The following is a 22,858-nucleotide window of genomic DNA, read 5'->3' as shown; positions in this document are numbered from 1 at the left end:
TTCGGGAACGATTCTTTTCAAGCCGAATCGCTCTACCATGAACAGCCCGCCTTCCACTCCTACCCAACATCCTCCCCTCGATCAGGAATCGCACCGTGAAAGATAGCACCCTAAAATCATGCTTGTTCCTCTTTCCCCTGCTGTTGTTTTGCGGTCACGTCGTGGCGGCGGAGCCCGATTCCAAGTCACAGAACTGGCCCGGATTTCGTGGGCCGGCAGGAACCGGCCACAGCTCATCAAACGGCGTTGCTCCTCGTTGGAACAGCGACGACATCGCCTGGCAAGTCGACTTGCCCGTTCAAGGCCACTCGTCGCCTGTGGTTTGGGAGGATCGCATTTTCTTGACTGGTTGGACGCAAGCGAATGGTCAAGTTCACCGACACGTGATTTGTTTGTCACGTCAGACTGGCGAACTGATGTGGAATCGTGACATCGCGACGGGCTCAGGCGAAGAACTGCACAAAATGAACAGTTGGGCCACGCCAAGTTGTGCGACAGATGGCACATGTGTCGTCGCTTTCTTTGGCGCCGGAGGGCTGCACTGTTTGTCGATGGATGGCGATCCACGCTGGTCGCGAGATCTTGGCCAGTTTCCCGGCGCATGGGGCGTGGGAGCTTCGCCGATCATCGTCGATGAAATGGTCATCCAGAACGCGGATGCGGAAGGCGAATCTTTTCTACTGGCCGTGGACAAATCGACCGGGAAAGACGTTTGGAAAACACCTCGCCGTGAAAAACCAAAGGGAGGCTGGAGCACTCCGCTGCCCATCGTTGTCAATGGTCAACGTCAACTGGCGCTCAATGGTGAGTTTGGTGTGGAGGCGTACAATCCCGACAACGGCGAGCCGCTTTGGTTTTGCAAAAGCTTTAACGGGCGTGGGACGCCAGTTCCGGCTTGGGACGGCAAGACATTGTTTGTCGTCAATGGCAAAGCGGGCGACGTTTATGCGATCGACCCCAGTGGACGCGGAGACGTTACCGAAACTCATATGCGTTGGCACACACCTCGAAAGGGCGGTCGTGATTTGCCGTCGCCGATTGTGAGCAACGATGTGATGCTGGTGATCGGTATGGCAGGGATCGCCACAGGCTACGATTGCCAGGACGGTCGTGAGCTGTGGAAAGAACGTCTGGCTGGCAATTTTTCTGGTTCGCCCGTGTCCGCCGGTGGCTTGGTCTACATCGCAGCAGAAAATGGCGAAGTCATCGTGTTGCGTTTGGGAGAGCAGCTTGAGGTGGTGTCCAAAAACCCAAGTCCTCTGACAAAGGATGAAATCGTTCGCAGCTCATTGGCCATCAGTGGCGGCCAGTTTTTGTTGCGAAGCGACAAACGGCTGTACTGCATCGGGGCGAATTGAACGGCCAAGACATTCATTTGACATCCCTCTGTTTACAAATGCCATTTCCATATGCCTGAAATGCTTCCCCAGCACGACACCACACGTTTTTTGGACGATCTGAGAACAGCTCAGATCTCAAACTTGCTGGTGGCCGCGGTGATCGAGTTCGATGTCGGACGGGTCTTGGCCGCAGGCCCGTTGCTATACGATGATTTGCGAGAGCGACTTGGTTTAGCCGATCGATCAGCAATCGTTTTGCTCACCGCGTTGCGCTCGATCGACTTGATCGACGTTCATGCCGATCACCGGATCGGTTTGACAGCCTATGGCCAAGAAAAGATGGATCCGGACAGCCCGTTTCATTTGCGAGGCTACCTGGGGCTGGGGCGATTCTCGGGGGACGTGCAAAATATGATTCAGTGCTTGCGTGACGATGCGCCGGCGGGCAACGTTTCCTTTGTGTTCCACGAAGACGGTCCGCCGTCTTCATTGGACGACACGGAGACCGCAGATACGTTGACACGGGCGATGGCTGATCGTGCGAGAAACGTCGCGCCGATGCTTGCCGCACAGCTGGACCTCGGGCAGTGCAAACACCTTGTCGATGTCGGTGGAGCGCACGGGCTGTACAGTTTGGCGTTGCTGAAAAAGTATCCTGGGCTCAGAGCTACGATCATTGATCGTGGACCGCCCCTGCGTGTGGCCCAAGAGTACGCGGAAGCGGCCGGGTGCATGGACCGAGTCACGTTTCGATTGGACGACGCGCATCACGCCAAGTTGGATGATCCTGCGGACGCTGTGTTGTTGGCCAATCTTTTGCACGATTACAACGAGGCGGATGCACGGGCGATGGTACAGCATTATGCGGGTGAACTCGCCAGGGGCGGCTGCTTGATGGTCTTGGATTCATTGCTCGAAAGTGTTCCAGAGGGGGCTCCTCCCGTTTCCGCGGGACCTCGCCCCGTCGCTGCCTATTCCGCGTTGTTGTTTTCGATTTGCGAAGGTCGCTGTTATCGACGTGACGAGATCGACCGCTGGCTGACGGACGCCGGTTTGTCGATCGATGAGGCCACGATTTCGTTGCCGGCACACGGGGCCTTGGTGACAGGTCGGAAAGACTGGAAATCGTAAGCGTTGCAAAGGGGATCGTTGATTCTTAGCCGGTCGTGTCACTGCGATCCAGACGCCCCACTGATGGACGGGTTCCTGCCATACGACCGAACCAACTCGGCCAAACGGCCATATTCTCGCCACGCAACGCAACTTCAGCTCGCCGCCGACGTCCAAGATCGATTACCATAATCCAGCCTGCGGCGTTCAGATTGCCGCTATTGATTCGCAATGAGGATTCAGATGGTGATAAAGACCAGCGGCGTCGCCCGGCACGATTTGAAATTTGACTTCGCAACGCTTGCGACATTGGTCCCTCGAATGCTGGCCCCTCGAATTTTGGGGCGTTCCTTGTTGGTGACCGCCTTGCTGCTCTGTGTGCTGACTTCCGATGCGTTTGCCCAGAAACGGAACTCGGCCAAGAAGCCGGCACCTCCGAAAATCCGGCTGCCCGAAAGCGTCCGTAGCAAGGAACCGGTGCGGATGGACGTTGCCGCTGTACGTCCCGATGGCAGATCCGCAGCGCGATCGGCTGCGAATCGTTTGGACTCGTTGGTCGAACGAAAGTTGATTGACGAGAGTGTCACCCCAAACGAGTTGGCGAGTGACGAAGTCTTCTTGCGACGGATCTACCTCGATGTGGCAGGCCGGATTCCGAAGTTGGAGGAAGCGACGGAGTTTCTGGATGACTCCGATCCGAACAAGCGAGAGAAGCTGATCGATAAGCTGCTCAGCAGTCCGGATTACGTTAGCCACATGTACAACTTTTGGGCCGATGTTTTGAGATTGGTGGAACGTCCCCAAGCAAACATCGTTGCCGACCCTTACTTGGCCTATGTCAAAGACTCCATCCGTACGAACAAACCGTATGACAAGTGGGTCTACGAGATGCTGACGGCTGATGGCAAGGTTTGGGAGAACCCTGCGGTCGGTTACCAATTGCGTGATGACGGGATGCCGCTGCCGTACATTGACAACACCGTTCGAATTTTCTTGGGAACTCAGATCGGTTGCGCACAATGTCACGACCATCCATTTGACCAATGGACCCAGTACCAGTTCTACGAGCTGGCTGCGTACACCGCTGGAACACGAACTCGCATTCGCAAGGGTGACCCGGGGTACACAAAAGGGAACCCCGCAAACGATTTGATCAACGAAGCCCGAAATCATTACGACAAAGGACGCGTTCCCGGGCAATTCCAGAGACTTGTTCGCGCGAACACTTATCGTGTCGCTGAGTCCAAAGCAGTGATGAAACTGCCACATGACTACGCTTACCTGGACGCCAAGCCGAACGAAGTTGTCAAGCCGGCTGTGCTGTGGGGCGAAGTGCCGACGTCGGCGGCAAATAGCACGCCACGTGAGCAATTCGCTGCTTGGTTGACCAGTCGTGAAAACGAACGGTTCAGTAAAACGCTGGTCAATCGTCTGTGGAAGCAGTTCATGGGTGTGGGACTCGTAGAGCCGATCGACGATTTCCGGGATGAAAACCCATGCGTCAACGAACCACTGATGGATTTCCTGGCTGATGAGTTTGTCAAAGGACAATTCGATGTCAAAGAATTGATCCGAGCAGTCTTGTACAGCAACACCTATCAGCGGCAATCCAGCGACTATGAGCTGACCAGTGGCCAGCCCTATTATTTCCCTGGTCCTGCGCTGCGGCGTCTTTCTGCCGAGCAGATCTGGGACTCAATGTTGACTTTGGCCGTTTACAATCCATTGCCGTTCCAACGACCGGACGCGGAAGCGATGGCCGGGGTCATGGATCTGGATTTTTCGCGTGCCAATTTTGAATCGGTGAAGAAACAGAGTGAGCGATTCAGTGAGACGTTTTTTATGGGCAATTACAAACGCGAGCTGAACAAACACGCCTATCAAGGAAATGTGCTGTGTCGCGCCAGTGAGTTGCCCAGCCCGTCTTCCGCAAGCCATTTCTTGCGACAGTTCGGCCAGGGCGACCGTGAGACGATCAACGGTGCACAGCAAGACGCCACGGTGCCACAGATTTTGGCCATGTTCAACGGCCCCATCACACATGTGATGCTGGAGGAAGGTTCGGCGATTGTCGATAAAGTGCTCGCGATTGACAAAGCAAAGGATCGCATAGACGCGATTTTTCTTAGTGTCTTGGCCCGGCTTCCCAACCAAACCGACCGTGCGATCGCCGCCAGTGAACTTTCCAAGACCAAGAACGACAACGTCGGCTACGGAAACATCATTTGGGCACTTCTCAACACCCGTGAGTTCCTGTTCATTCAGTGATCCAAACGATTAGGAAATACCCATGACAAGATTTGATTTCAGCACAGATGATCGTCGGTCGTTCATGAAGTCGGCGGCGAGTCGATGCCTGGGCGTTTCGTTTGCCGGTGCCATTGGTTCGGGTGTGATCAGCGACATGGGCGAAGCAAACGCTGCCGAGCCGATCATAGGCAAAGCGAAACATGTGATTTACATGTTCATGGACGGAGCCATGACTCATTTGGATACGTTTGACCCCAAATCGGGTGTCGAAGAAGCCGGTGAGACGAAGCCCATCCAGACTCGCGTCCCGGGCATGATGTTCGGGGACCGTTTTCCCAAGTTGGCCTACTTGGCCGGCGCGATCTCGGTCGTTCGGTCCTTGAGCACCGAGACGGGGGCGCACGACAAGGGCAAGTACCTGATGCGGACCTCCTACAAAAAGATCAACAGCATTCAGCACCCGGCGTTGGGCGCGTACATGTTGTCGGAGAAAGGTCGCATCAACAAAGAGTTGCCAGGCAATTTCTTGATCGGATCGGGAAACGAGCATCCCGGAGCCGGGTTCTTGGAACCCTCGCTCTCGCCGGTGCCCATCGCCGATGCCGCTGCGGGATTGCAAAACATCAAGCTGCCCTCGTATCTGCCTGAAGAACTTTTCCAACGCCGCTTGTACTTGGCGAGTAAGTTCGACCGTCAATTTCAGGGCGGACGCAAGAATGGCAAAGTCGATGCGTATAACCAACTCTACGAGGAAGCGTGGCGGTTGATGGGCAGTGAGCACTTGAAGGTGTTCGACATCAAAGATGAACCGCAAGCCATCCGGGACGCCTACGGCAGCAACTCGCTCGGTCAAGGCTGCCTGCTTGCCAGACGGCTGGTGCAAAGCGGTGCCAGATTCGTCGAGATCAACTACGGCGGATGGGACATGCACCAGGACATCTACAACCGCTTGGACACGCACGCCAGCAATCTGGACACGGCGCTTGGTAATCTGATGCGTGACCTGCACAGCAAAGGCCTCTTGGATGAAACCCTCATCGTGCTGACGACTGAGTTTGGACGCAAGCCAAAATTGAACGTCAATGTTGGTCGCGATCACCATCCCGGCGCGTTCTGCAGTCTCTTGATCGGCGCAGGGATCAAGGGTGGGCAAGTCTACGGGGAAAGCGACAAAACGGGGACTTCGGTCGAAAAGGATCGTGTCTCCGTGGAAGATTTCAATCGCACGATTGCCGCAGCGGCGGGGCTGCCGCTGGATGAGGAAAAGGTGGCACCCAACGGTCGACCCTTCAAAATCGGCGGCAATGGAGAACCGGTTGCCGCGCTGCTGGCCTAGTGGTGGTGGGCTGTTCAAAATTTGGTGTTGACATTGTTTTTCTAGTCCATGTTTTTGTCCCATGCATCGCAATCAGAGTGAGCCTCAGGCGCTAGCCGTGGGCCGGCACCACAATCCGCCTCAGACCCACGGCTAGCGCCTGAGGCTCACTGGGGGCTACTGTTTTGGTTCAGTGTGAATTGGAGTCGAGCGTGATCTTTGCTCATTGGAAACGTGGAACTTAAGAGTCGGAAATGGTTGGAAGTACTTGGGGGACCAGTCCCCCAAACCCCCTGAGATTTTTCGCGTTGTGCCAAAATCGAAGGGAAGGTGCGCTGACGACAGTGTCGCCAACGCGCCCTTCGACTTTGGAATGAGCTTCGCTGGGGTCAGGCCTTGTATTGGGTTTTCGACGGTGATAGATTTGGCATCCGTCTGATCCTCCTCCGCTTCAGAGTTGACCATGCCTCGTCCTCACCGCGTCCAGTTCCCCGGGGCTATCTATCACCTGATCACCCGGGGTGATGGCCGACGGGCACTGTTTCACGATGAGGGACACTACGAACGCTTCACCCGCGGACTCACTGAGCAAGTCTCCCGGTGCGGCTGGGAGGTCTTTGCGTTTTGCTGGATGCCCAATCACATCCACGCGCTCGTTCGCACCCCCGAGCCGAACCTGGCCACCGGCATGCAGCACTGGCTTTCCGGATACGCCAACTGGTATGCCAAACGCAACCGACGCACCGGGCATCTATACCAGGGGCGCTACAAGGCCTTCCCGGTCGAGGATGCCGGCTACTTCTGGCAGATCAGCCGCTACATTCACCTGAATCCTTGCGTTGGCACCCGACCGCTGGCCCAACGGCCGGAGTCCTGGCTTCACAGTTCCTATCCGGGATACGCCGATAAGCGTCGGCGGTTGTCCTGGATTCGCTACGACGAACTTCATCGCTATTGGCAGGGCCTTCACGGCGGGGCCGATGCGAATAAGGCCTACCGGAAATACGTCAGCGAGGGTTTGGCCCAGGGGCATGACCTTTTGAAGGACACGATGCACGGCTGGGTGTACGGCAGCGAGTCGTTTCTTCGTCGGATGTTGGAATTGGCCGAGAGCGGGGACGAGACCAGGCATCGCAGCGTCAGCCGTCGCTTGCGTAGCGTCGATCCGGCAGAACTGATTGCAGCGGTCGCCAAAGACCATGGCGTGACCGCCTCGGACTACGCAGTATTTCGCTCCTCAGCTCCCGGTCGGGACATGGCGGCATGGCTGTGTCGTCGGTGGACCGGAGCGACTTTGGCAGAGCTAGGCGAGGCGTTCGGTGTCAGCGGAATAGGCAGCGTCTCGGGGCTTGTCCGCCGCGCCGAGCGACGACATGCCGAGTCGCCGTCGTGGCGGCGACGGGCAGCATCGATTGAGGACAGACTGCAACTGAAAACCCAATGCAAAGCCTGACCCCGGCGAAGCCCTTCCCTGCTCACCGCAAGAGAAAGAACCCGCTACGAGTACGACGCCAAGTCGTTCCGAATCAATCTGGTGACTGAAGACGGCACGTCGCTCTCCGCCGACCCCAACACTGAAACCTGGAGCCTAAAGTCTGAAACCTCGTTCTTAGCCGATCACCACAACTACACCGGCTACACACAGACGATCCGTGAGACGACGTACGACGACCAAGGCAACGTGGTCAAAACGATCGACTACACCTTCGGTCACGACGAAATCGCGCAACGAGTCGTCGATACAAATGACCAAGGACAAGTGACTAATGACCAACTCCACATCTTCGGCCACGACGGCCACGGCTCCGTCCGCGTCCTCTACGACGCATCAGCCGCCATCGCCCAAGTCTTCACCTTCGCCGCCTACGGCGAAATGATCGCCCTGCACAATGCGACTGCCCAATCGATCGCTGTCGCCAACCGCCTCTCATCGCTCGGCTACAGCGGAGAGCACTTCGACGCCAAAGCCGGCCAGCAGTATCTACGAGCGCGCTTCTACAACCCAGCCAACGGCCAGTTCAATCGGCTAGACGCTTTCACAGGTAACAGGCAGGACCCGCAGTCTTTTAACAAGTACTCCTATGTGCACGGCGATCCGATTGCAGGCATCGATCCCAGCGGCTTGATGGCAGGCGGAGCAGGAGGAACCAGAACAATGACTATAACTATTGGGATTGCAGTTGCGCTAACAGCGTTCGCTATCCCTTTGATGGTTTGGTATAATAATCAAGACCCAGGAATGGCCGGAATAGATCAGAAAACGAAAAGTGCTGAACTTAAACTTCGAATGATCAACGACGAAAATGTCCTTGAATCAGACCGGAAGAAAGCGATAAAATTACTAGATAGCAGGATAAATGAAATCCGTGGAGGCAGCCGAAGAGCTCAAGATCGATTCTACAAATATTTCGGGACTGGCGATCGCCAAGTGGTCTTGACGAATCTAACTCACTCCCGCGACTACTTGGAGTCAATAACATTCATAAACAATAGAGGTAACACTTGGGACTACGGTTACTCGTTTCTTGCTAAGTCCGAGCAGGAACGGCGGGATATGGGTGCGGGGCTTTACTCACCAACAGGCATCGTGATTGCATTTGTAATACCAACAGATAATTTACAGAAGATCTATTTTAATGACAACGCATACTTCGACCTGTCCGGCGACAATGCTGGAAGTAAAACTAGGATTGGAACATTAATCCACGAGGCTAGCCATGAAGCAGCACATACTAAAGATGAACCATTTGATAAATTCAGAGGAGCGTCAAGGGATCAAGCGATGGTACTAAAGGACTCGGATCCGCATGCAGCTACAAATAACGCATATGTTTTAGAGTATTACACAGTGCCTTCGTGGGAAGAGGTAAATAGCCAGTTTTAGGATTCCCCCTTCCTTTCATCGCGACACATCGCTCCCGGACATCACAAGCGTTTTAATTTGACATACCAAGGATTATTACCCTCTCGCCGGCCCAAGCTTTTGTTGCACTGCGCAAGGCGATCAGATGCAATTTTCATAGATTGTTGCTGTGACGGTGTATTACAAACAGCCAAAGTCAGCTTTTGGAGAGAAATTAGAGATTAAGGCAACCGAGATGAGTAAAGAACCAGTAAACCCGTACAAGACTGTAGGTCGATTCTCGATCAAGCCAGCGAGCCCGCCTTTGACGGAAAAGCGTCAAGTGGTTGTCGAATCCATTGGGTTGGCCCTTGTCGGAGCTAGCGCTATCGCTTTCTTGATCGAAAGAGACTTTATTCCAATCCTGGTACTATCTGTTCTTGGATTTGGAATGTATTGCAAGTCTTTTTTACTCGAAATTGAAAATGATTTTTTATCGCGATTTGTAAACGCTCTATATTTGTCGCCATTTGTCTATTTGTTGACCAGTTACTGCGTCGTTTTTTCCGATCAAAGGAGCACGACAGAAGATGCATTACGGACACTCACATATGTGTTTTTGGTTATAACAATTACAGAATTCGTTTGCATGCTCATCGGTTTTCGAAGAATCACTTTCCCTAAATTGCTTGTTTTTTTGCAGATATTCGCCACTAATTGCGTTTGCTATACCTGGACTTGTCAAAATGCATGGACTGAGAATGGTCAGGTTGTTACGTGTTACCGGCCTTTTTGATGTCGCATTTTTTTTTGGCCGAATTGAGACTGGGTGGATTTTTGGTTCTCGTGAGGGGTGCGTGGCCGGACGAGAAAAAGGGTCAGGAGCCGAATTGGCGGTTTGGGTAAGACAGCAACGAGTGAAGTGCCCGTAGCGATGACAGGAAGTCATCGCAACTTCGGGCGGGATGCCCGCCACACGCATCTTGAGCATGAATGCCGCCAGCTGTTACCGGCCTTTTTGATGTCGCATTTTTGGCCGAATTGAGACTGAGGGGATTTTTGGTTCTTCTGAGGGGTGCGCGGCCGAATTGTTGCGAAGATTGGAGAGACCTCTCGACGGCGTTTTCTCAACCGATTCTCTTGGGATGGTCTTGGCCGAATTGAGATCGGATGGTTTGAAGTGGACCCCAATATTTGGACCACGAGTTAAGGTAGAAAATTCGCGTTTTGATCGGTAAAACCAGAGTCAACCGAAGATTTCATTTACCGAGGAAAATCATGGCACGGAAACGCCGCTCATTCTCTCCCTCTTTCAAGGCCAAAGTAGCCTTGGAGGCAATCAAGGGAGTCAAGACGATTGCTGAAATGGCCCAGAAGCACAAGCTTCACGCGACTCAAATCAATCTTTGGAAAAAGCAGCTTCTCGATGGTGCGGAAGATGTGTTTCTCGACGGCAAGATCAAGCCGGATGCGAAGCACTCTGACGAACCCGAGTCGGCAGAACTCTATGAGCAGATCGGTCGGCTTAAGGTACAGCTGGAATGGCTTAAAAAAAAAGTGGCCCAAGACGGTGACTGAAGCACGTTCATGGATCGACTTCGAGAACGTAGATCTGAGCGTCCGTGAGCAGTGCCGACTCCTTGGAATTCAAAGAAGCAGCATCTACTACGAGCCCCAGTCGGAGACAGAGGAGAATCTTCAGTTCATGCGACTGATGGATGAAGAACACCTCAAGCATCCGGCACGCGGCTCCAGGCAGATCGTTGACTTCCTGGAGGATCAGGGATTTGTTGTCAATCGCAAGCGTGTGCAGCGTTTAATGCGGAAAATGGGGATCGAAGGCATAGCGCCTGGGCGCCGGTCGACGCTGCGAAACGCGGGGCATCGGGTGTATCCCTATCTGCTGCGCGGACTTTCAATCGAGCGTCCCAACCAGGTGTGGTGCAGTGACATCACCTACATCCCGATGCGTCATGGATTCATGTACTTGGTCGCTGTGCTGGACTGGTATAGCCGCCATGTTTTGAGCTGGCGTTTGTCCAACAGCATGGACGCCGATTTCTGCGTCGAGGCTCTCGAAGAGGCGCTGCAAATCGCGACACCGGAGATCTTCAACACCGACCAGGGATCACAGTTTACGAGCCGAGAACATACTGAGAAACTGAAGTCACACGGGGTCGCGATCAGCATGGATGGCAAAGGCCGAGCGATCGACAACGTGATGATCGAACGTCTTTGGAGAACTGTCAAATACGAGGAGGTCTACCTCAAGGAGTACGTCACAGGAACCGATCTTTACAAAGGGTTGAGCAGTTACTTTGACTTCTATACCCGCGAGCGAAAACACAGTTCGCTCGAACGCCAAACGCCTGCGGAAGTCTACCGCAGCGGCCGGTCAAAACGCCTCGCTCTTTCTATCTAAGCCGAGCGCGCTCGTGGTCCAAATATTGGGGTCCACTTCAGTGAGCGTTTTAGCATTTCATGCTCGGTTAGCGAATGGCATAAGGCAGGTGGGAATTCAATTGTCACAAAACTCCTTGATAGACTCGATCTTGACTACGGGCATTTAAATCCCACCAAGTATTTCAATATCGACAGTTTTCATCGAGTTGCCGCAGCTCCAACGTTTGGAGCTCCACCATTTAACCCTTGGGAAGATCCTCAGAATAATGGACCTCTGCCAGCATCTCGCTACGAAGACCTACTGAGACTATGGGAATCTAAGCATGGTGTTGGACTAAAGTGTCCTAAGGAGTTTGTTTCCCGTCCACTCCTGGTATATCCAGTGTCAGTTTTGTCTGAGTGTGACCGGCAACCCGCCGGTTAACATGCCATGGTAAGCGGAGTGTAGTGGCAGACCATGTTACGGTTTGGATGGGTGCTCTCGCTCAACTCCGTGACTCGCTGTTTGCAGAATTTATCCCAGTAGTCACTCTGAAATACCGCCCGCACGTTGAGCATGCTCCGTGCAGCTTCCAGCGTCCAACGCATCCCGCTTCGTTCCATGCGGTCCTTTACCAAGTGCCCGCACGCGCCTTCGATCACACCCGAGGCAATCGGGTAGCCTGCAGCAAGATATTCGTCGTAACGCATCCGATCCTTGTGTTTCTCGAAGTAACCACAGATGCGTCGAAGGTCTTTGAGTTTATCGCCCTTGAGTTTCCCAAGCGAACCCATTCGACGTAGCCCTCGGATCACCCCGTTGACCTCACCACGCAGGATTTTCAGCAATCGCTCCCGCGTAAACGCTGCTCGCTTTTCGCTGGATTTCTCGAACAATGACGAAGCCTCCCACACGTAAGTCGCTACGTGAATGATGTCCAAGATTGGCACCACTAATGGATCGTCGCCTAAGTGTAACTGCGCGACTTCCCAGAGGCTCTGCTGACCGTCCATTAACAGAATGATCACTTGGAGTTTCTTTCGGCGGACACTGACTTGATCTGCGAGCCATGCGATCCCCTCGTGGATACCGCTGATGGGAACCTCCGTATCGTCGTCCACGAAGGTCGCGGGAAAGTGAGCCGATGTATGCTTGTGCTTTGGCCGCGGTCGTTTCTTTTTGCTCTTGCGTGATTGCGTGCCGGGTTCTTTGTCATCACGGAACAAGGCAGCGACAATTTGCTCGGCTGTGCGAACATAGGGATCGACGGTGTAAGCACTCGTGACCGTTGCCATGCGACGGTTTCCGGGCCGTTTCTTTGCTGTCTCAAAAGCAGCAACTTTGGCGGCATCGTCTTTGATCAAGGGAACGCCCTTGCAGTCGGCCGAAGCGACGAGAAGCTCGGCTTCATCCTTCTTTTTGGGCGTGGGCAAGTCGTCCAGAAAGGCATCGGCCTGGACCCCCATTCTCTGGCTGGTCTGTTCGAGCGTGTCGATCGAGAATTTCGCTCCGAAAACGAGTTCGAGATTATCAGCGGCCTGGTTGAATGCGGATTCGACGCAGAACATTTGGGAGAACTCTTGGAGCAGGTACGACCAGCGGTGCTCCGGCAGTTGCATGCGGGCGCTGATCGGATGCAGTTCGATTCTCTTGTTCTTTCCCGGGCTGTAGGTGTACTGTTGAAAGGCGTGTTCACCGAAAATCGACCGAACCACCGTGTCGGTCGGTTTCTCGCTGCGTCGCAGTGTTTTGCCTGATTCGCTGACCGCTTGATCACCAAGGTCCCCCTTGCCTTGGAGTTTGGTGAAGAGCTCCATCGCCAGAAAGCCGGTTTTCAAGACAAGATTCCACACGGCACGCTCGGTTTCATCGAAAGACTGGCCGCATTTAGAAGCATTGACGACGTGTTCTCGGATGGTGTCGCCGCACTGCTGCAGTTTCTCGGCGATTTGCTCGGGCGACTGCGGAAAAGAAGACGAAGTGGGGTTGTCAATATCGCTTGAATGTTCGACGCTCATTTCAGCGGCCTCCTGCCTTTGATACCTGGAAGTTAGAACCCAAATCATGGCAGGTTGGCCGCTTTTTGTTTACCCAGATTCCGCAATGCTCCGCAGAAGCCTCGCGGGTTGCCGGTCACACTCGTTTTGTCTGAGTGTCATCTCAATTTGCGAGTTGATAAAAGAACTACGCTTCGGGACTGGATAAACGAGAGCTCCGCTAGAGGAGGGCTCTCGAGTGCAAATAGAATAAATTACTTGTGGGAAGTTGACGAGAAGAACGTCGAGAAGGTAGTGAGAGAACTTTGGGACCAGCGTTTTTTCGCGGCAAGTGAGTATTTCGAGATTTGTGGCTGGGATGATGAACTGTTACTGCCATTGTTTAAACATTCAAAACGGTTTGACGAATGAGCTACTTTTTCCCGTCTTTATTTTGATTTCGCATTACGGGACCTAAGCACGTCGCCAACCGTCTTGCAGATTTAGATGTTACCGGCCTTTTTGATGTCGCGTTTTTGGCCGAATTGAGACTGGGTGGATTTTTGGTTCTCTTGAGGTTTGCGTGGCCGAATTGTTGCGAAGATTGGAGAGACCTCTCGATGGTGATTTTGCAACCGACTCTCTTTGGATGGTCTTGGCCGAATTGAGATCGGATGGTTTCATTGACCGGCTGTGACTCTTTGTTCACAGTCTACGTAAGATGGATTCTTTGCTTCCGCCGGGCTTGCCCCGGTTCGGAGCAACAACTGGCAGCTACCCGGTAACGTAATCGCATTCACTTCCCCACCGCCCGCGAATCGCCAAAGGCGATTCGCGGGCGGTGGGGAAGTTTTGTTGGCCTGGGCGAGTAGCCGTCAGTTGTTTCCTCCGCCGAGACAAGCTCGACGGAAGGAGCTGCTAATCAGAGAAAGTAGGATCGGATCATGGGTGGAAGTTAGAAATGGGAGGAGTGAAGTTGGTAGTTGGCTTTTCGTGCGCGAAGTCGCTTGGGATGGATGCGTGTTGGGTGAAGCAACGTTTCAGCGATCAGCCCCCTCATCCCCAGCCCTTCTCCCCCAGAAAAGCTGGGGGAGAAGGGAGCCAGAGTGGACGAGTGGTGCGGATTGTGGTTCGGGGCCCACGGCTAGCGCCTGAGGCTCACGAGGTTTCTTTCCGGCGCATCATGCCGTTGGCCACGGCGTCCAGCAGGCGGGCCTTACCGATCCGGCGTCCACCTTCGTAGACGATCACGTCGCCATCGCGATGACGTTCGTGACGCAGCACGATCTTTCGGCCACGCAGGTCGATCGGGGTTTCGTAACGTGCCCCGCTGAAGCGGAACGTGTTGTCCTTTTTGACGCTCCGTTGCGTTTTGGCGTAAAACAGTTCGTCGGTACGGTTTAGAATCCATGAAAGGCGGGCTGCGAGATGCTTTTCGCTGGTTGACCCGAAAACGAGACCTTGACGGACCACTCGCTGATTTCTTGACCTGCCGCGGCGTGACGCATAGACTCCGGCCCTTACCCCAGCCTGCAACGAGCGATTCTGACACGTTGCCTCTCACCGCCTTTTCATCCCACAGCTTGCCAGTGACTTTTTCAGCATCTTTGATCGCCCAGGCGGACGCCTCGGGCGCAACCGACGCCCTGACGCAGCAAACGCCCGCCGTCGGACCTCTGATCGCGTTGCTCGTTTTCGGCATCGCCCTGCTACTGGTTCTGATTCTGTCGTTGAAGCTGCAGGCGTTCTTGTCCTTGATCGTTGTCTCTGTCGTGGTCGCCGCATCGAGCAAGGCCGTGAATCCTGATGCCGTGCCATTGACGGAGGTCGCTCAAACGATCGTCAACAGCATGGGCAGCTCGCTGGGTTTCATTGCGACGATCATCGGCATCGGAGCAATCTTTGGCGCGATCCTGGAACATTCAGGCGGCACCCAGGCGTTAGCCAATTCTCTGGTCAAAATGTTTGGGGCAAAACGTGCGCCCTGGGCGATGTTGCTGACGGGATTCATCATTTCGATTCCCGTGTTCTTGGATGTCGCCTTGGTCATTCTGGCGCCTTTGCTGGTTGCGTTAGCGCGAGACACCAAGCGACCTTTCCTGCATTTCGGATTGCCATTGGTCGCCGGCATGGCGGTCACACACGCCTTCGTGCCTCCGACTCCGGGGCCGGTCGTGGTCGCTTACATGTTGGGTGTGAACCTCGGTTGGGTCATAGGATTTGGAATCATCGTCGGACTGCCCACCGCATTGATTTGCGGACCATGGCTATGCGAGCGGTTGGCTAAGGGAATTGAGTTGCCGCCGTTGGAAGAAGCTCCGCCGGCTGCGGTCGACGGTGTCGGTCTGCCGAGCTTCAAACTGATCCTATTGCTGATCGCCTTGCCGATCGGATTGATCCTTTGCAACACGGTCATCGAGCAGATGGCGGCAGCCAGCTTGGCCGAAGGATTGGATCGCGATACGCGGCAAGCCCAGTTGCAGTCCGCACTCGCCGCAGCTCCTTGGCCCAAGCAAGTGATGTTTTTCTTGGGGCACCCGGTGATTGCGTTGCTGATATCGACCCTGATCGCGTTGTATTTCCTGGGAACGCGGCGTGGTGTGGATCGTGCGACGTTGTTGGAGGTATCGACCAAAGCACTGGGGCCGGCCGGGATCATCATCTTGATCACCGGAGCGGGCGGAGTGTTCAAGGGTGTTTTGAAAGAGACCGGGATCACGACGGCTTTGGAAGAAGTGTTTCGTGATTCGGGGATCTCGGTGCTCGTGTTAGCGTATTTATTTGCCGTGCTGATCCGCATTGCTCAAGGTTCAGCGACGGTAGCGATGGTCACCGCAGCGGGCTTGATGGCAACCTTTGTCAACGGACTGAGCCAACCTCAGTTGGCATTGATCACGATCGCGATCGCGGCGGGGGCGACCGGTTTCTCGCACGTGAATGATTCGGGGTTCTGGATGATCTCCCGCTATTTCCGCATGAGCGAAGCTCAGACGTTGCGATCCTGGGGAGTTCTCTCGACCGTGATTTCCGTGGTCGGTTTCTGCATCACGATGCTGATTTGGCAGTTCGTTTGAGTTCCTGTTGCAAGGTCATCAGATCTTCGCGTGACAGCTCATCCCACTGTTCCCGCGGCACGTCTTCGCCCGGCACATAGCTACGGTAGGCCGATTGCTGAAAGGTCACGACTCCCGCTGTCATCAGCATGGCCAGCGTGATCGTCAATGGAATTGCGACGCGTGCCGAAAATGGTTTCACGAAGGGTTTGAAAATGAACGACAGCAAGGAGGGGAAGAAGAGATGTACCAGCAGAATCACCAACCAGAAACCACTGGCGACACACGTCGTGATGGAGACTGCTTGACCCCAATCGCGAAGCCATCCGACGTCACCGATGTCTCGCGGGAAACCGTAGAATTCGCTCCATCCGGCAAAGGTTCCTATCATCGGAACCAGCACCAATGGCGCGGCAAGCATCAGGTACACGATCGCCAGCACGATACGAGTTCCGATGCGCCCCGCTGTCCAGTTTTCTCGCGATTCTGTCGTCAGCGATTCTCTTGATAGCGCGACTCTTGCAAAGATCAACGCAATCAACCCTGAGAGCAATAGGGTGAACATGGCGGGCACTTCGCCGAAGCGTTGCGTTGAGAACATCAGAGCGATCAATCCACCGACCGTGGCCACGCCCATTGCGCAGTACGCTGGCCCATCGACTCGCGGGTTCTGCAACCAACTTTCCTTGGCACTGCGCACCCAACTACTTGTTGCGTCGTAGGAGGATGCCGCCAAGCCACTCACCACTTCACTGGTTTGATGAATGGTTTCTTGAACACGTCGGCGATGAGTTGATTCGGTGGAGCGTTCGTCCGGCGATGGGTTTTTGCCTATTTCGTCGATATCATGTCGAACGTCCGATGCGGATGCGTACCGTCGTTCGGGTTTCTTTTCCAGTGAGCGTAAGACAACTTCGTCTAAACGCACATCGATTGTCACGGTTGGCGGTCCCTCCGATTGTCCTTTGGCTCGCACTTGGCTCGGGGGTTGAAATCGACCGATCGGCAACTCACCGGTCAACATTTCGTAGAACACCACACCGATCGCATAGATATCTGCGCGGTGATCGACCGACCCTGGATTCTCCAACTGTTCTGGAGCCATGTAATGCAGAGTCCCCACAATGCCCTGCGTGGGATCCGGTGCGGAGGATACTTCCTCGTCCGATGGCTGTTGATGACCATCGCTGAGTGACTTGCTCGACAACAGTTTGGCCAAGCCAAAATCCGTGATCTTCAACCGTCCTCGCGCGTCGAACAGCAGGTTTTCAGGCTTGATGTCGCGATGCACGACGCCTTCACCGTGGGCGTAGGAAAGGGCATCGCAAAGTTGCGGAATGATTTCGAGTGCTTCCATCTGGGAGAGTCGACCCTGAGCAAGCACTTCGCGCAAGTTGGCACCTTCGACGAGTTCCATCACCAACATGGCGTACGGTCCGGCCTGACCAAAATCATGCACGGCGACGATGTTGGGATGATTCAGTCTCGCCAGAGCGCGGCCTTCCCTTGCGAAACGCTCTCGAAAGCCTGGTCGCTGTGCGATTTGCGGCGGCAAGATTTTGATCGCGACCGGACGATCCAATGAAAGCTGTCGGCCCAAGTAAACCGCGCCCATGCCGCCTTGGCCGATTCGCGAGAGCACTTCATAGCCGGTGATGTGCTGTGCCAATTCCTCGATCGATGGAGGGATAAAGCTCTGCCCCGGCCCCAACGTGATTGCCACCGGATGCGGCTTGTCCCAGTCGGGCCGCAGTAAACAACGAGGGCATTGGCCCGGGAGAACCATTTCCGCATCGTCGGATGCATTTTCGGGCCGGGATTCGCGGGACTCTGGAATCTGGGACTCTGGAATCGGAGTTTGACAGCGGGGACACAGTTTTTCGGACATGGTCGTCTCGTTGGTAGGCAGACCGCACGGGGCATTCGCTTCTGGCATCTCCTACACGCACCACGAAAATTGGTTACAGGCTTTTTCTCGTTTTTTTGCCCATCGCCTCGAAAAGCCATTGGCGTTCGCTGCCGCAATCGCCTGGGTCATCGACCGTCTGAGCCACGGCGTTGAGCAGTCGTGTTCGGTAACACGCCCTCAATCGATGAATGGCGACCTTGAGCGCCGTAGCCGAAAGCCCCAAACGTTTCGCCATTTGTTCCCGCGATTTGGGATCCGAATCGTTGGAGATCAACGTGGGCATCAACGTCTCCAGCCAATCCGCCTTGCCCTGCCCCGCGTACTCTTGACGCAGTTCTTGCAGGGTTTGGTCGATCAAACACTGGGCCCATTGGCGATCAAAGGTCACCGTCGGATCTTCGTCATCTGCAGCGATTTGGTCGACGCCGTACCGCGAGTCCGTTTGATCGATGCGATTTTGATCGATCGAAAACGTCAACGTCCCGCCGCCACGTTTGATCGCGTGATCGTGTCGATGTGCGTTGGCCACGAATCGATCCAGAGACGCATAGAGAAAGGCGCGAAATCGGCCGCGGCTGGAGTCTGCCTCGGCGATGGAATCACGTTCCAGCAGATCGGTGAAAAAACCTTGGATCAAATCTTCGGCATCCTGTCGCGACCGCCCGCGTCGCCGCAGGTATCCATACAACGCGGGCCAGTACATCTGGCACAGTTCCTCCAGGGACTGGCGAGCAACAGGATCTGTCAATCGGTCGCCCGCCTGAATGACAAGGCTCCATCGCGTGGTGGGAAGTCGTCCGGCAAGCGTCATACGTATTCAAGCTCCGGTGGGAAGTCATCGGACCAGTGTACTTCAGCCAGAATGTCCGCGTTTCGGGCGATCGGGAAACGACGAGTTGGGTTAGCGATGGGCCTGGATTGCCGAGCGGACTTGAGCGGGATCGACATCGCCGACGAGTTGCACGTTTCCGATATCTGTTGGCAGGATGAAACGTAGTTTTCCGTGCGCGACTTTTTTGTCTCGCATCATCACGGGCAACATCTTGTCGGCATCGGCATCGGCGAACTGCACCGGTAATCCGCATGCGGTCAAGAGTTCGGTTTGGCGTGTCAGCAGACTTTCGTCGCAGAGTCCCATGTCGATCGCGAGGCTGGCGGCCATCTGCATGCCGATCGAGACCGCTTCGCCGTGCAGGATGGCACCGTAGCCCGCAGTCGCTTCGATCGCGTGGGCGAATGTGTGGCCGTAATTCAAGATCGCACGGCGTCCGCTGGTTTCACGTTCATCGTCGCGAACGACTCTGGCTTTGGACTGGCAACTCCGGGTAACAGCATGTTGCAATGCGGCGTGGTCGCGTGCGAGCAACGACGCTGCGTTCTTGCACAGCCAATCAAAAAACTCGGCGTCTTCGATCACACCGTATTTCACGACCTCGGCCAATCCACTGAGGTAATCTCGCTCGCCCATTGTTTGCAGACACGCCGTGTCGATCCAGACCAACTCGGGCTGCCAGAACGCGCCGACCATGTTCTTGCCACCGGAAAGGTTGATTCCGGTTTTTCCACCGACACTACTATCGACCATCGCGAGCAGCGTCGTGGGGATTTGGACAAAGCGAATCCCACGGGTGAAGGACGCTGCGGCAAACCCTGCCAAGTCGCCGACCACGCCTCCGCCGATGGCGAACAAGACGCTTCGCCGATCCGCGCCGCTGCTGAGCAACCAGTCCCACAAACGCGACAGGTGTTCGACGCTTTTTGTGGTTTCGCCAGACGGAACGTTTGTGTTGTTGACACGAACGTTATCGATCGACGACAGACACTCAATGATCGGGTCCGCCCAGTGGGTTTGGATGGACTCGTCCGCGATCACCAACGCATGCGATAGGTCACCGACCTCTTGTCTCAGCACATCGGCCAGTTCGCCTGTGATTCCTGTTCCGATTTCGATCGGGTAACTGCGTTCGGCCAATTCGACGGTGATGGAGGCCCGTCGACCTGAGGCTGCGGCAATGTTTCCACGATTCTCGGTCGTCGATGGGGTGTTCGCGGAGGATTCAGGGGCCATAGTGATGTATCGATAAATGATCTAAACAAGGTGCCGGTCCGGTTGATGGACCACGGACGACTTTTTGACGCGACAGCATAACCGATGAATGAAATCGACAACCCTCACGACGACAAATTCAATGATCCACGCGTTTCCGTCACTCGTCGCGGCATCCTGATTGGCGTCGCGATTCTGGTGCTGGGCGTTCTGGGTGCGATCGGCAGCATCTATGCCCGACGCACGAGGCTGGAGAAATCGCGAGCGTACTGGGGTGACGACACCATCACCGCCCTGCAGTTGGCCGAACGGGTCGAGCTGGTTTCGATCAGCGGCAAAGAATTTGAACCGGTGAACTTGAGCGGAACGCCCGGCTTGGGGCACCTCAGGCACTCGTTGCTGGATGAACGAAGTTACCTGTGGGACTCGACCAAGGACAATCCGGTCACTTCGCTCTCCGCAGCCGCAGATTCCTATGTTGTGGAGTTGCGGTTTTCAGACCCCACCGAACACCGCTTCGCTGAGCGGGGAATTCAACTGGACATGAATGACGGCTGGGTGGGCCTCGTTTTGGCTGAGAATTCGGCAGCGGAGAAGCGTATCCCGGCGGTGGAGCAGCGGGTCCAACTGATTGAGCGAGTCCGTCCGGCACTGAGGAAGTTCTTGGAGACCCTCATCAACGTTCAACAGAAGAGCTACGACCAGCGAAACTGACCACCCTGCGGGGTGGTTTTGGATCGGTTTCCGGCCGCTGGAATCGCGAAACCATGGGGACAACCTGAGTACCTTTGGGGGTTTCATGGTGTTCTAATCGTGTTGACTGGCAATCGTTTTTTCCCGCCAGCACTCGCTTTGGGCTGAAAATCTCGCGGTGGAACGAAATTCGCATATAATGAGTTTTTCGGCCAACAGGTTTTTCAGCCGACAGACGCGTCAACACCTTTTCTTCATTCCAGTTCTTTTTGCGGCCCGTTTCCCGGCGTCGTGATGCGAGGATCAAGCATGTCAGCAGGAATAGACCCCGATCAAGTCGACGATGTCTTTGACGCGGTTCCCGTGACGGATGAGGAATTGCAAGCCGAGGAAGGCGATCAGGAGGACATGCAGGAGCAGATCCAACGCCGGTTTCTGTTCTGGCAAGCGACTCCGGCATGGCTGGTCAGCACACTGGTTCACGCTCTGATTCTGTTGGTGCTGGGGTTGATCTCCATTGCCAACCCGATCGACATCATCAATGTGTTGACGGCATCGGCCAACTCGGACGACGGTCCGGAGATCGAAGAGTTGACGATGGACGAGATCGATCCGGGCGAGATCGAAGAGACCGAGGAAGTCACCGAGCCGGTGGAGATCACCGAACCGGTCGAGATGGTCGAGCCCACTGCGGTGGAAGTCCCCGTGATGGACATGGCGGCCGTCCCCATCGAAATGTCGGACTTCGCTTCCGAAATGGCACCCACGTCCTCTGCCTTGCAGACTCTGTCGACGATGTCGATGAAACCGATGGGCAGTCGCAGCGCGGACATGAAGAAAAAACTGCTGCGTGAGTACGGCGGAACCGAAAGCAGTGAAGCGGCGGTCACCGAAGCGTTGAAATGGTTTTCTCGACACCAGATCAAAGCGGGGGCGTTTCAAGGCGCTTGGACCTTTGCCCACAGCGAGGTCTGTCGAAACGCGTGCGGTAATCAGTGCGACGAGAAACGTGCCAAGCAAGTGAACGCGGCAACCGCACTAGCCCTGCTGCCTTTCATGGGCGCCGGACAAACGCACCTCAAAGGCGAGTACAAGCAAGTCGTCTGGCAAGGGCTGAAGTTCTTGATTCAGAACGGTAAACCTGGAAAGCAAAACGGTTTGCCGGTGATCGATTACCGGGGCGGTGGCAACATGTACGATCACGGACTTGCGGCCATCACTTTATGCGAAGCTTACGCGATGACCGGTGATCCTGACATCGCTGGACCGGCACAAGCGGCGATCAATTTCATCGTTGCCGCACAAGGCAACGATGGCGGCTGGCGCTACGGCGTGCGTGACAATCAAGGTGATACGTCGGTTGTCGGCTGGCAAGTGATGGCGCTCAAAAGTGGATACATGGGACACTTGGCCGTTCCACCGGCAACCATCAAGGGTTCCATGCTGTTCCTGGATCGCGTCGGGTCGGACGGCGGTTCCATTTACGGTTACACCAAGAAAGAAACCAAAGTCCGTCCGGCAACCACTGCTGTCGGCTTGCTGTGTCGTATGTACAGCGGTTGGGACAAGACGCATCCGGGGATCGTCAAAGGCGTCCAGCACTTGTCGAAAACAGGCGTCAGCAAAAAAGACTTGTACTACGATTACTACGCCGCGCAGGTCCTGCGACACGCGGGTGGCCCAGAATGGGACAAGTTCAATGCAGAATTGCGAGATTACCTTGTTGAAACACAAGCCCAGGAACCGGGAGCCAAAGGAAGCTGGTACTTTGATGGCTCGCCGCACATGTCCGACGCGGGTCGCTTGTGCATCACCTCGTTTGCAACGATGATCTTGGAAGTCTACTATCGGCACATGCCGTTGTACGCGGAAGCCGCCGCAGAGGAAGAATTCCCGCTGTAGTGAGACGACTGGATCCGTCGGCGATCCGCGTGACTGAT

The 22,858-nt window shown here is 55.1% G+C and carries 15 protein-coding genes; 10 read left to right on the top strand and 5 right to left on the bottom strand.

All coding sequences use genetic code 11. The features are described 5' to 3' along the window. Window positions 1-95: 95 nt before the first annotated feature. From Pla52nx_RS08520 to Pla52nx_RS08490, 7 genes are all read left to right on the top strand, one after another. Complete coding sequence (locus tag Pla52nx_RS08520) at window positions 96-1,358, top strand: PQQ-binding-like beta-propeller repeat protein (protein WP_146523760.1); 1,263 nt, start codon at window positions 96-98, stop codon at window positions 1,356-1,358. A gap of 51 nt (window positions 1,359-1,409) precedes the next feature. Continuing rightward, complete coding sequence (locus tag Pla52nx_RS08515) at window positions 1,410-2,471, top strand: methyltransferase (protein ID WP_146523761.1); 1,062 nt, start codon at window positions 1,410-1,412, stop codon at window positions 2,469-2,471. A 222-nt stretch (window positions 2,472-2,693) separates the two neighbouring features. After that, window positions 2,694-4,718, top strand: coding sequence for a DUF1549 and DUF1553 domain-containing protein (locus tag Pla52nx_RS08510; protein WP_231742866.1), 2,025 nt, complete (start codon window positions 2,694-2,696; stop codon window positions 4,716-4,718). 22 nt (window positions 4,719-4,740) lie between these two features. After that, window positions 4,741-6,036: a DUF1501 domain-containing protein gene (locus Pla52nx_RS08505; protein WP_146523762.1), complete on the top strand. Its 1,296-nt coding sequence runs from the start codon at window positions 4,741-4,743 to the stop codon at window positions 6,034-6,036. Between the two features lie 442 nt (window positions 6,037-6,478). Further along, complete coding sequence (locus Pla52nx_RS08500; RefSeq protein ID WP_146523763.1) at window positions 6,479-7,468, top strand: transposase; 990 nt, start codon at window positions 6,479-6,481, stop codon at window positions 7,466-7,468. Window positions 7,469-7,549: 81 nt separating this feature from the next. After that, the gene (locus tag Pla52nx_RS08495) at window positions 7,550-8,899 is read left to right on the top strand and encodes an RHS repeat-associated core domain-containing protein (protein ID WP_146523764.1); all 1,350 of its coding nucleotides are present in this window, start codon (window positions 7,550-7,552) and stop codon (window positions 8,897-8,899) included. A 1,236-nt stretch (window positions 8,900-10,135) separates the two neighbouring features. Further along, a protein-coding gene (locus tag Pla52nx_RS08490) for an IS3 family transposase (RefSeq protein ID WP_231742867.1) occupies window positions 10,136-11,279 on the top strand; the annotation gives its coding sequence in 2 pieces (ribosomal slippage) (window positions 10,136-10,425 and window positions 10,424-11,279; 1,146 coding nt in all). A 401-nt stretch (window positions 11,280-11,680) separates the two neighbouring features. On the opposite strand, the gene Pla52nx_RS08485 is transcribed toward Pla52nx_RS08490, so the two are convergent. Next, the gene (locus Pla52nx_RS08485; RefSeq protein ID WP_197455184.1) at window positions 11,681-13,258 is read right to left on the bottom strand and encodes an ISKra4 family transposase; all 1,578 of its coding nucleotides are present in this window, start codon (window positions 13,256-13,258) and stop codon (window positions 11,681-11,683) included. Between the two features lie 1,116 nt (window positions 13,259-14,374). Then, window positions 14,375-14,689, bottom strand: a complete 315-nt coding sequence (locus tag Pla52nx_RS08480; protein ID WP_197455134.1) for a Mu transposase C-terminal domain-containing protein — start codon at window positions 14,687-14,689, stop codon at window positions 14,375-14,377. Between the two features lie 116 nt (window positions 14,690-14,805). On the opposite strand from Pla52nx_RS08480, the gene Pla52nx_RS08475 reads away from it, so the two are divergent. Beyond that, window positions 14,806-16,290: a GntP family permease gene (locus Pla52nx_RS08475; RefSeq protein ID WP_197455133.1), complete on the top strand. Its 1,485-nt coding sequence runs from the start codon at window positions 14,806-14,808 to the stop codon at window positions 16,288-16,290. Here Pla52nx_RS08475 and Pla52nx_RS08470 read toward each other — a convergent pair. The 3 genes from Pla52nx_RS08470 to aroB form a co-directional block, all read right to left on the bottom strand. After that, window positions 16,262-18,157 carry a serine/threonine-protein kinase gene (locus tag Pla52nx_RS08470; RefSeq protein WP_197455132.1) on the bottom strand — a complete coding sequence of 632 codons (1,896 nt, stop codon included), beginning with the start codon at window positions 18,155-18,157 and terminating at the stop codon, window positions 16,262-16,264. The genes Pla52nx_RS08475 and Pla52nx_RS08470 overlap by 29 nt on opposite strands. 73 nt (window positions 18,158-18,230) lie before the next feature. Next, a complete protein-coding gene (locus Pla52nx_RS08465) occupies window positions 18,231-18,989 on the bottom strand; it encodes an RNA polymerase sigma factor (RefSeq protein WP_146523596.1) in 759 nt (252 codons plus the stop codon). Between the two features lie 90 nt (window positions 18,990-19,079). After that, the gene (gene aroB, locus Pla52nx_RS08460; RefSeq protein WP_146523595.1) at window positions 19,080-20,246 is read right to left on the bottom strand and encodes a 3-dehydroquinate synthase; all 1,167 of its coding nucleotides are present in this window, start codon (window positions 20,244-20,246) and stop codon (window positions 19,080-19,082) included. 84 nt (window positions 20,247-20,330) lie between these two features. On the opposite strand from aroB, the gene Pla52nx_RS08455 reads away from it, so the two are divergent. Beyond that, window positions 20,331-20,939: a hypothetical protein gene (locus Pla52nx_RS08455; protein ID WP_146523594.1), complete on the top strand. Its 609-nt coding sequence runs from the start codon at window positions 20,331-20,333 to the stop codon at window positions 20,937-20,939. A 288-nt stretch (window positions 20,940-21,227) separates the two neighbouring features. Continuing rightward, window positions 21,228-22,820, top strand: coding sequence for a hypothetical protein (locus Pla52nx_RS08450; protein ID WP_146523593.1), 1,593 nt, complete (start codon window positions 21,228-21,230; stop codon window positions 22,818-22,820). The last annotated feature ends 38 nt before the right edge of the window (window positions 22,821-22,858 follow it).

Source organism: Stieleria varia, from assembly GCF_038443385.1.
In the GTDB taxonomy this organism is placed as follows: Bacteria; Planctomycetota; Planctomycetia; order Pirellulales; family Pirellulaceae; genus Stieleria; species Stieleria varia.
The sequence above is the reverse complement of the archived record's forward strand: the minus strand, read 5'-3'. Positions and strand labels throughout refer to the sequence as shown.

What these genes read in the sequence shown, in the direction of transcription:
- Pla52nx_RS08500 (WP_146523763.1), top strand. Translation starts at nt 6,479, where the DNA reads ATGCCTCGTCCTCACCGCGTCCAGTTCCCCGGGGCTATCTATCACCTG.
- Pla52nx_RS08455 (WP_146523594.1), top strand. Translation starts at nt 20,331, where the DNA reads ATGAATGAAATCGACAACCCTCACGACGACAAATTCAATGATCCACGC.
- aroB (WP_146523595.1), bottom strand. Translation starts at nt 20,246, where the DNA reads ATGGCCCCTGAATCCTCCGCGAACACCCCATCGACGACCGAGAATCGT.
- Pla52nx_RS08505 (WP_146523762.1), top strand. Translation starts at nt 4,741, where the DNA reads ATGACAAGATTTGATTTCAGCACAGATGATCGTCGGTCGTTCATGAAG.
- Pla52nx_RS08450 (WP_146523593.1), top strand. Translation starts at nt 21,228, where the DNA reads ATGTCAGCAGGAATAGACCCCGATCAAGTCGACGATGTCTTTGACGCG.
- Pla52nx_RS08515 (WP_146523761.1), top strand. Translation starts at nt 1,410, where the DNA reads ATGCCTGAAATGCTTCCCCAGCACGACACCACACGTTTTTTGGACGAT.
- Pla52nx_RS08510 (WP_231742866.1), top strand. Translation starts at nt 2,694, where the DNA reads ATGGTGATAAAGACCAGCGGCGTCGCCCGGCACGATTTGAAATTTGAC.
- Pla52nx_RS08470 (WP_197455132.1), bottom strand. Translation starts at nt 18,157, where the DNA reads ATGTCCGAAAAACTGTGTCCCCGCTGTCAAACTCCGATTCCAGAGTCC.
- Pla52nx_RS08485 (WP_197455184.1), bottom strand. Translation starts at nt 13,258, where the DNA reads ATGAGCGTCGAACATTCAAGCGATATTGACAACCCCACTTCGTCTTCT.
- Pla52nx_RS08465 (WP_146523596.1), bottom strand. Translation starts at nt 18,989, where the DNA reads ATGACGCTTGCCGGACGACTTCCCACCACGCGATGGAGCCTTGTCATT.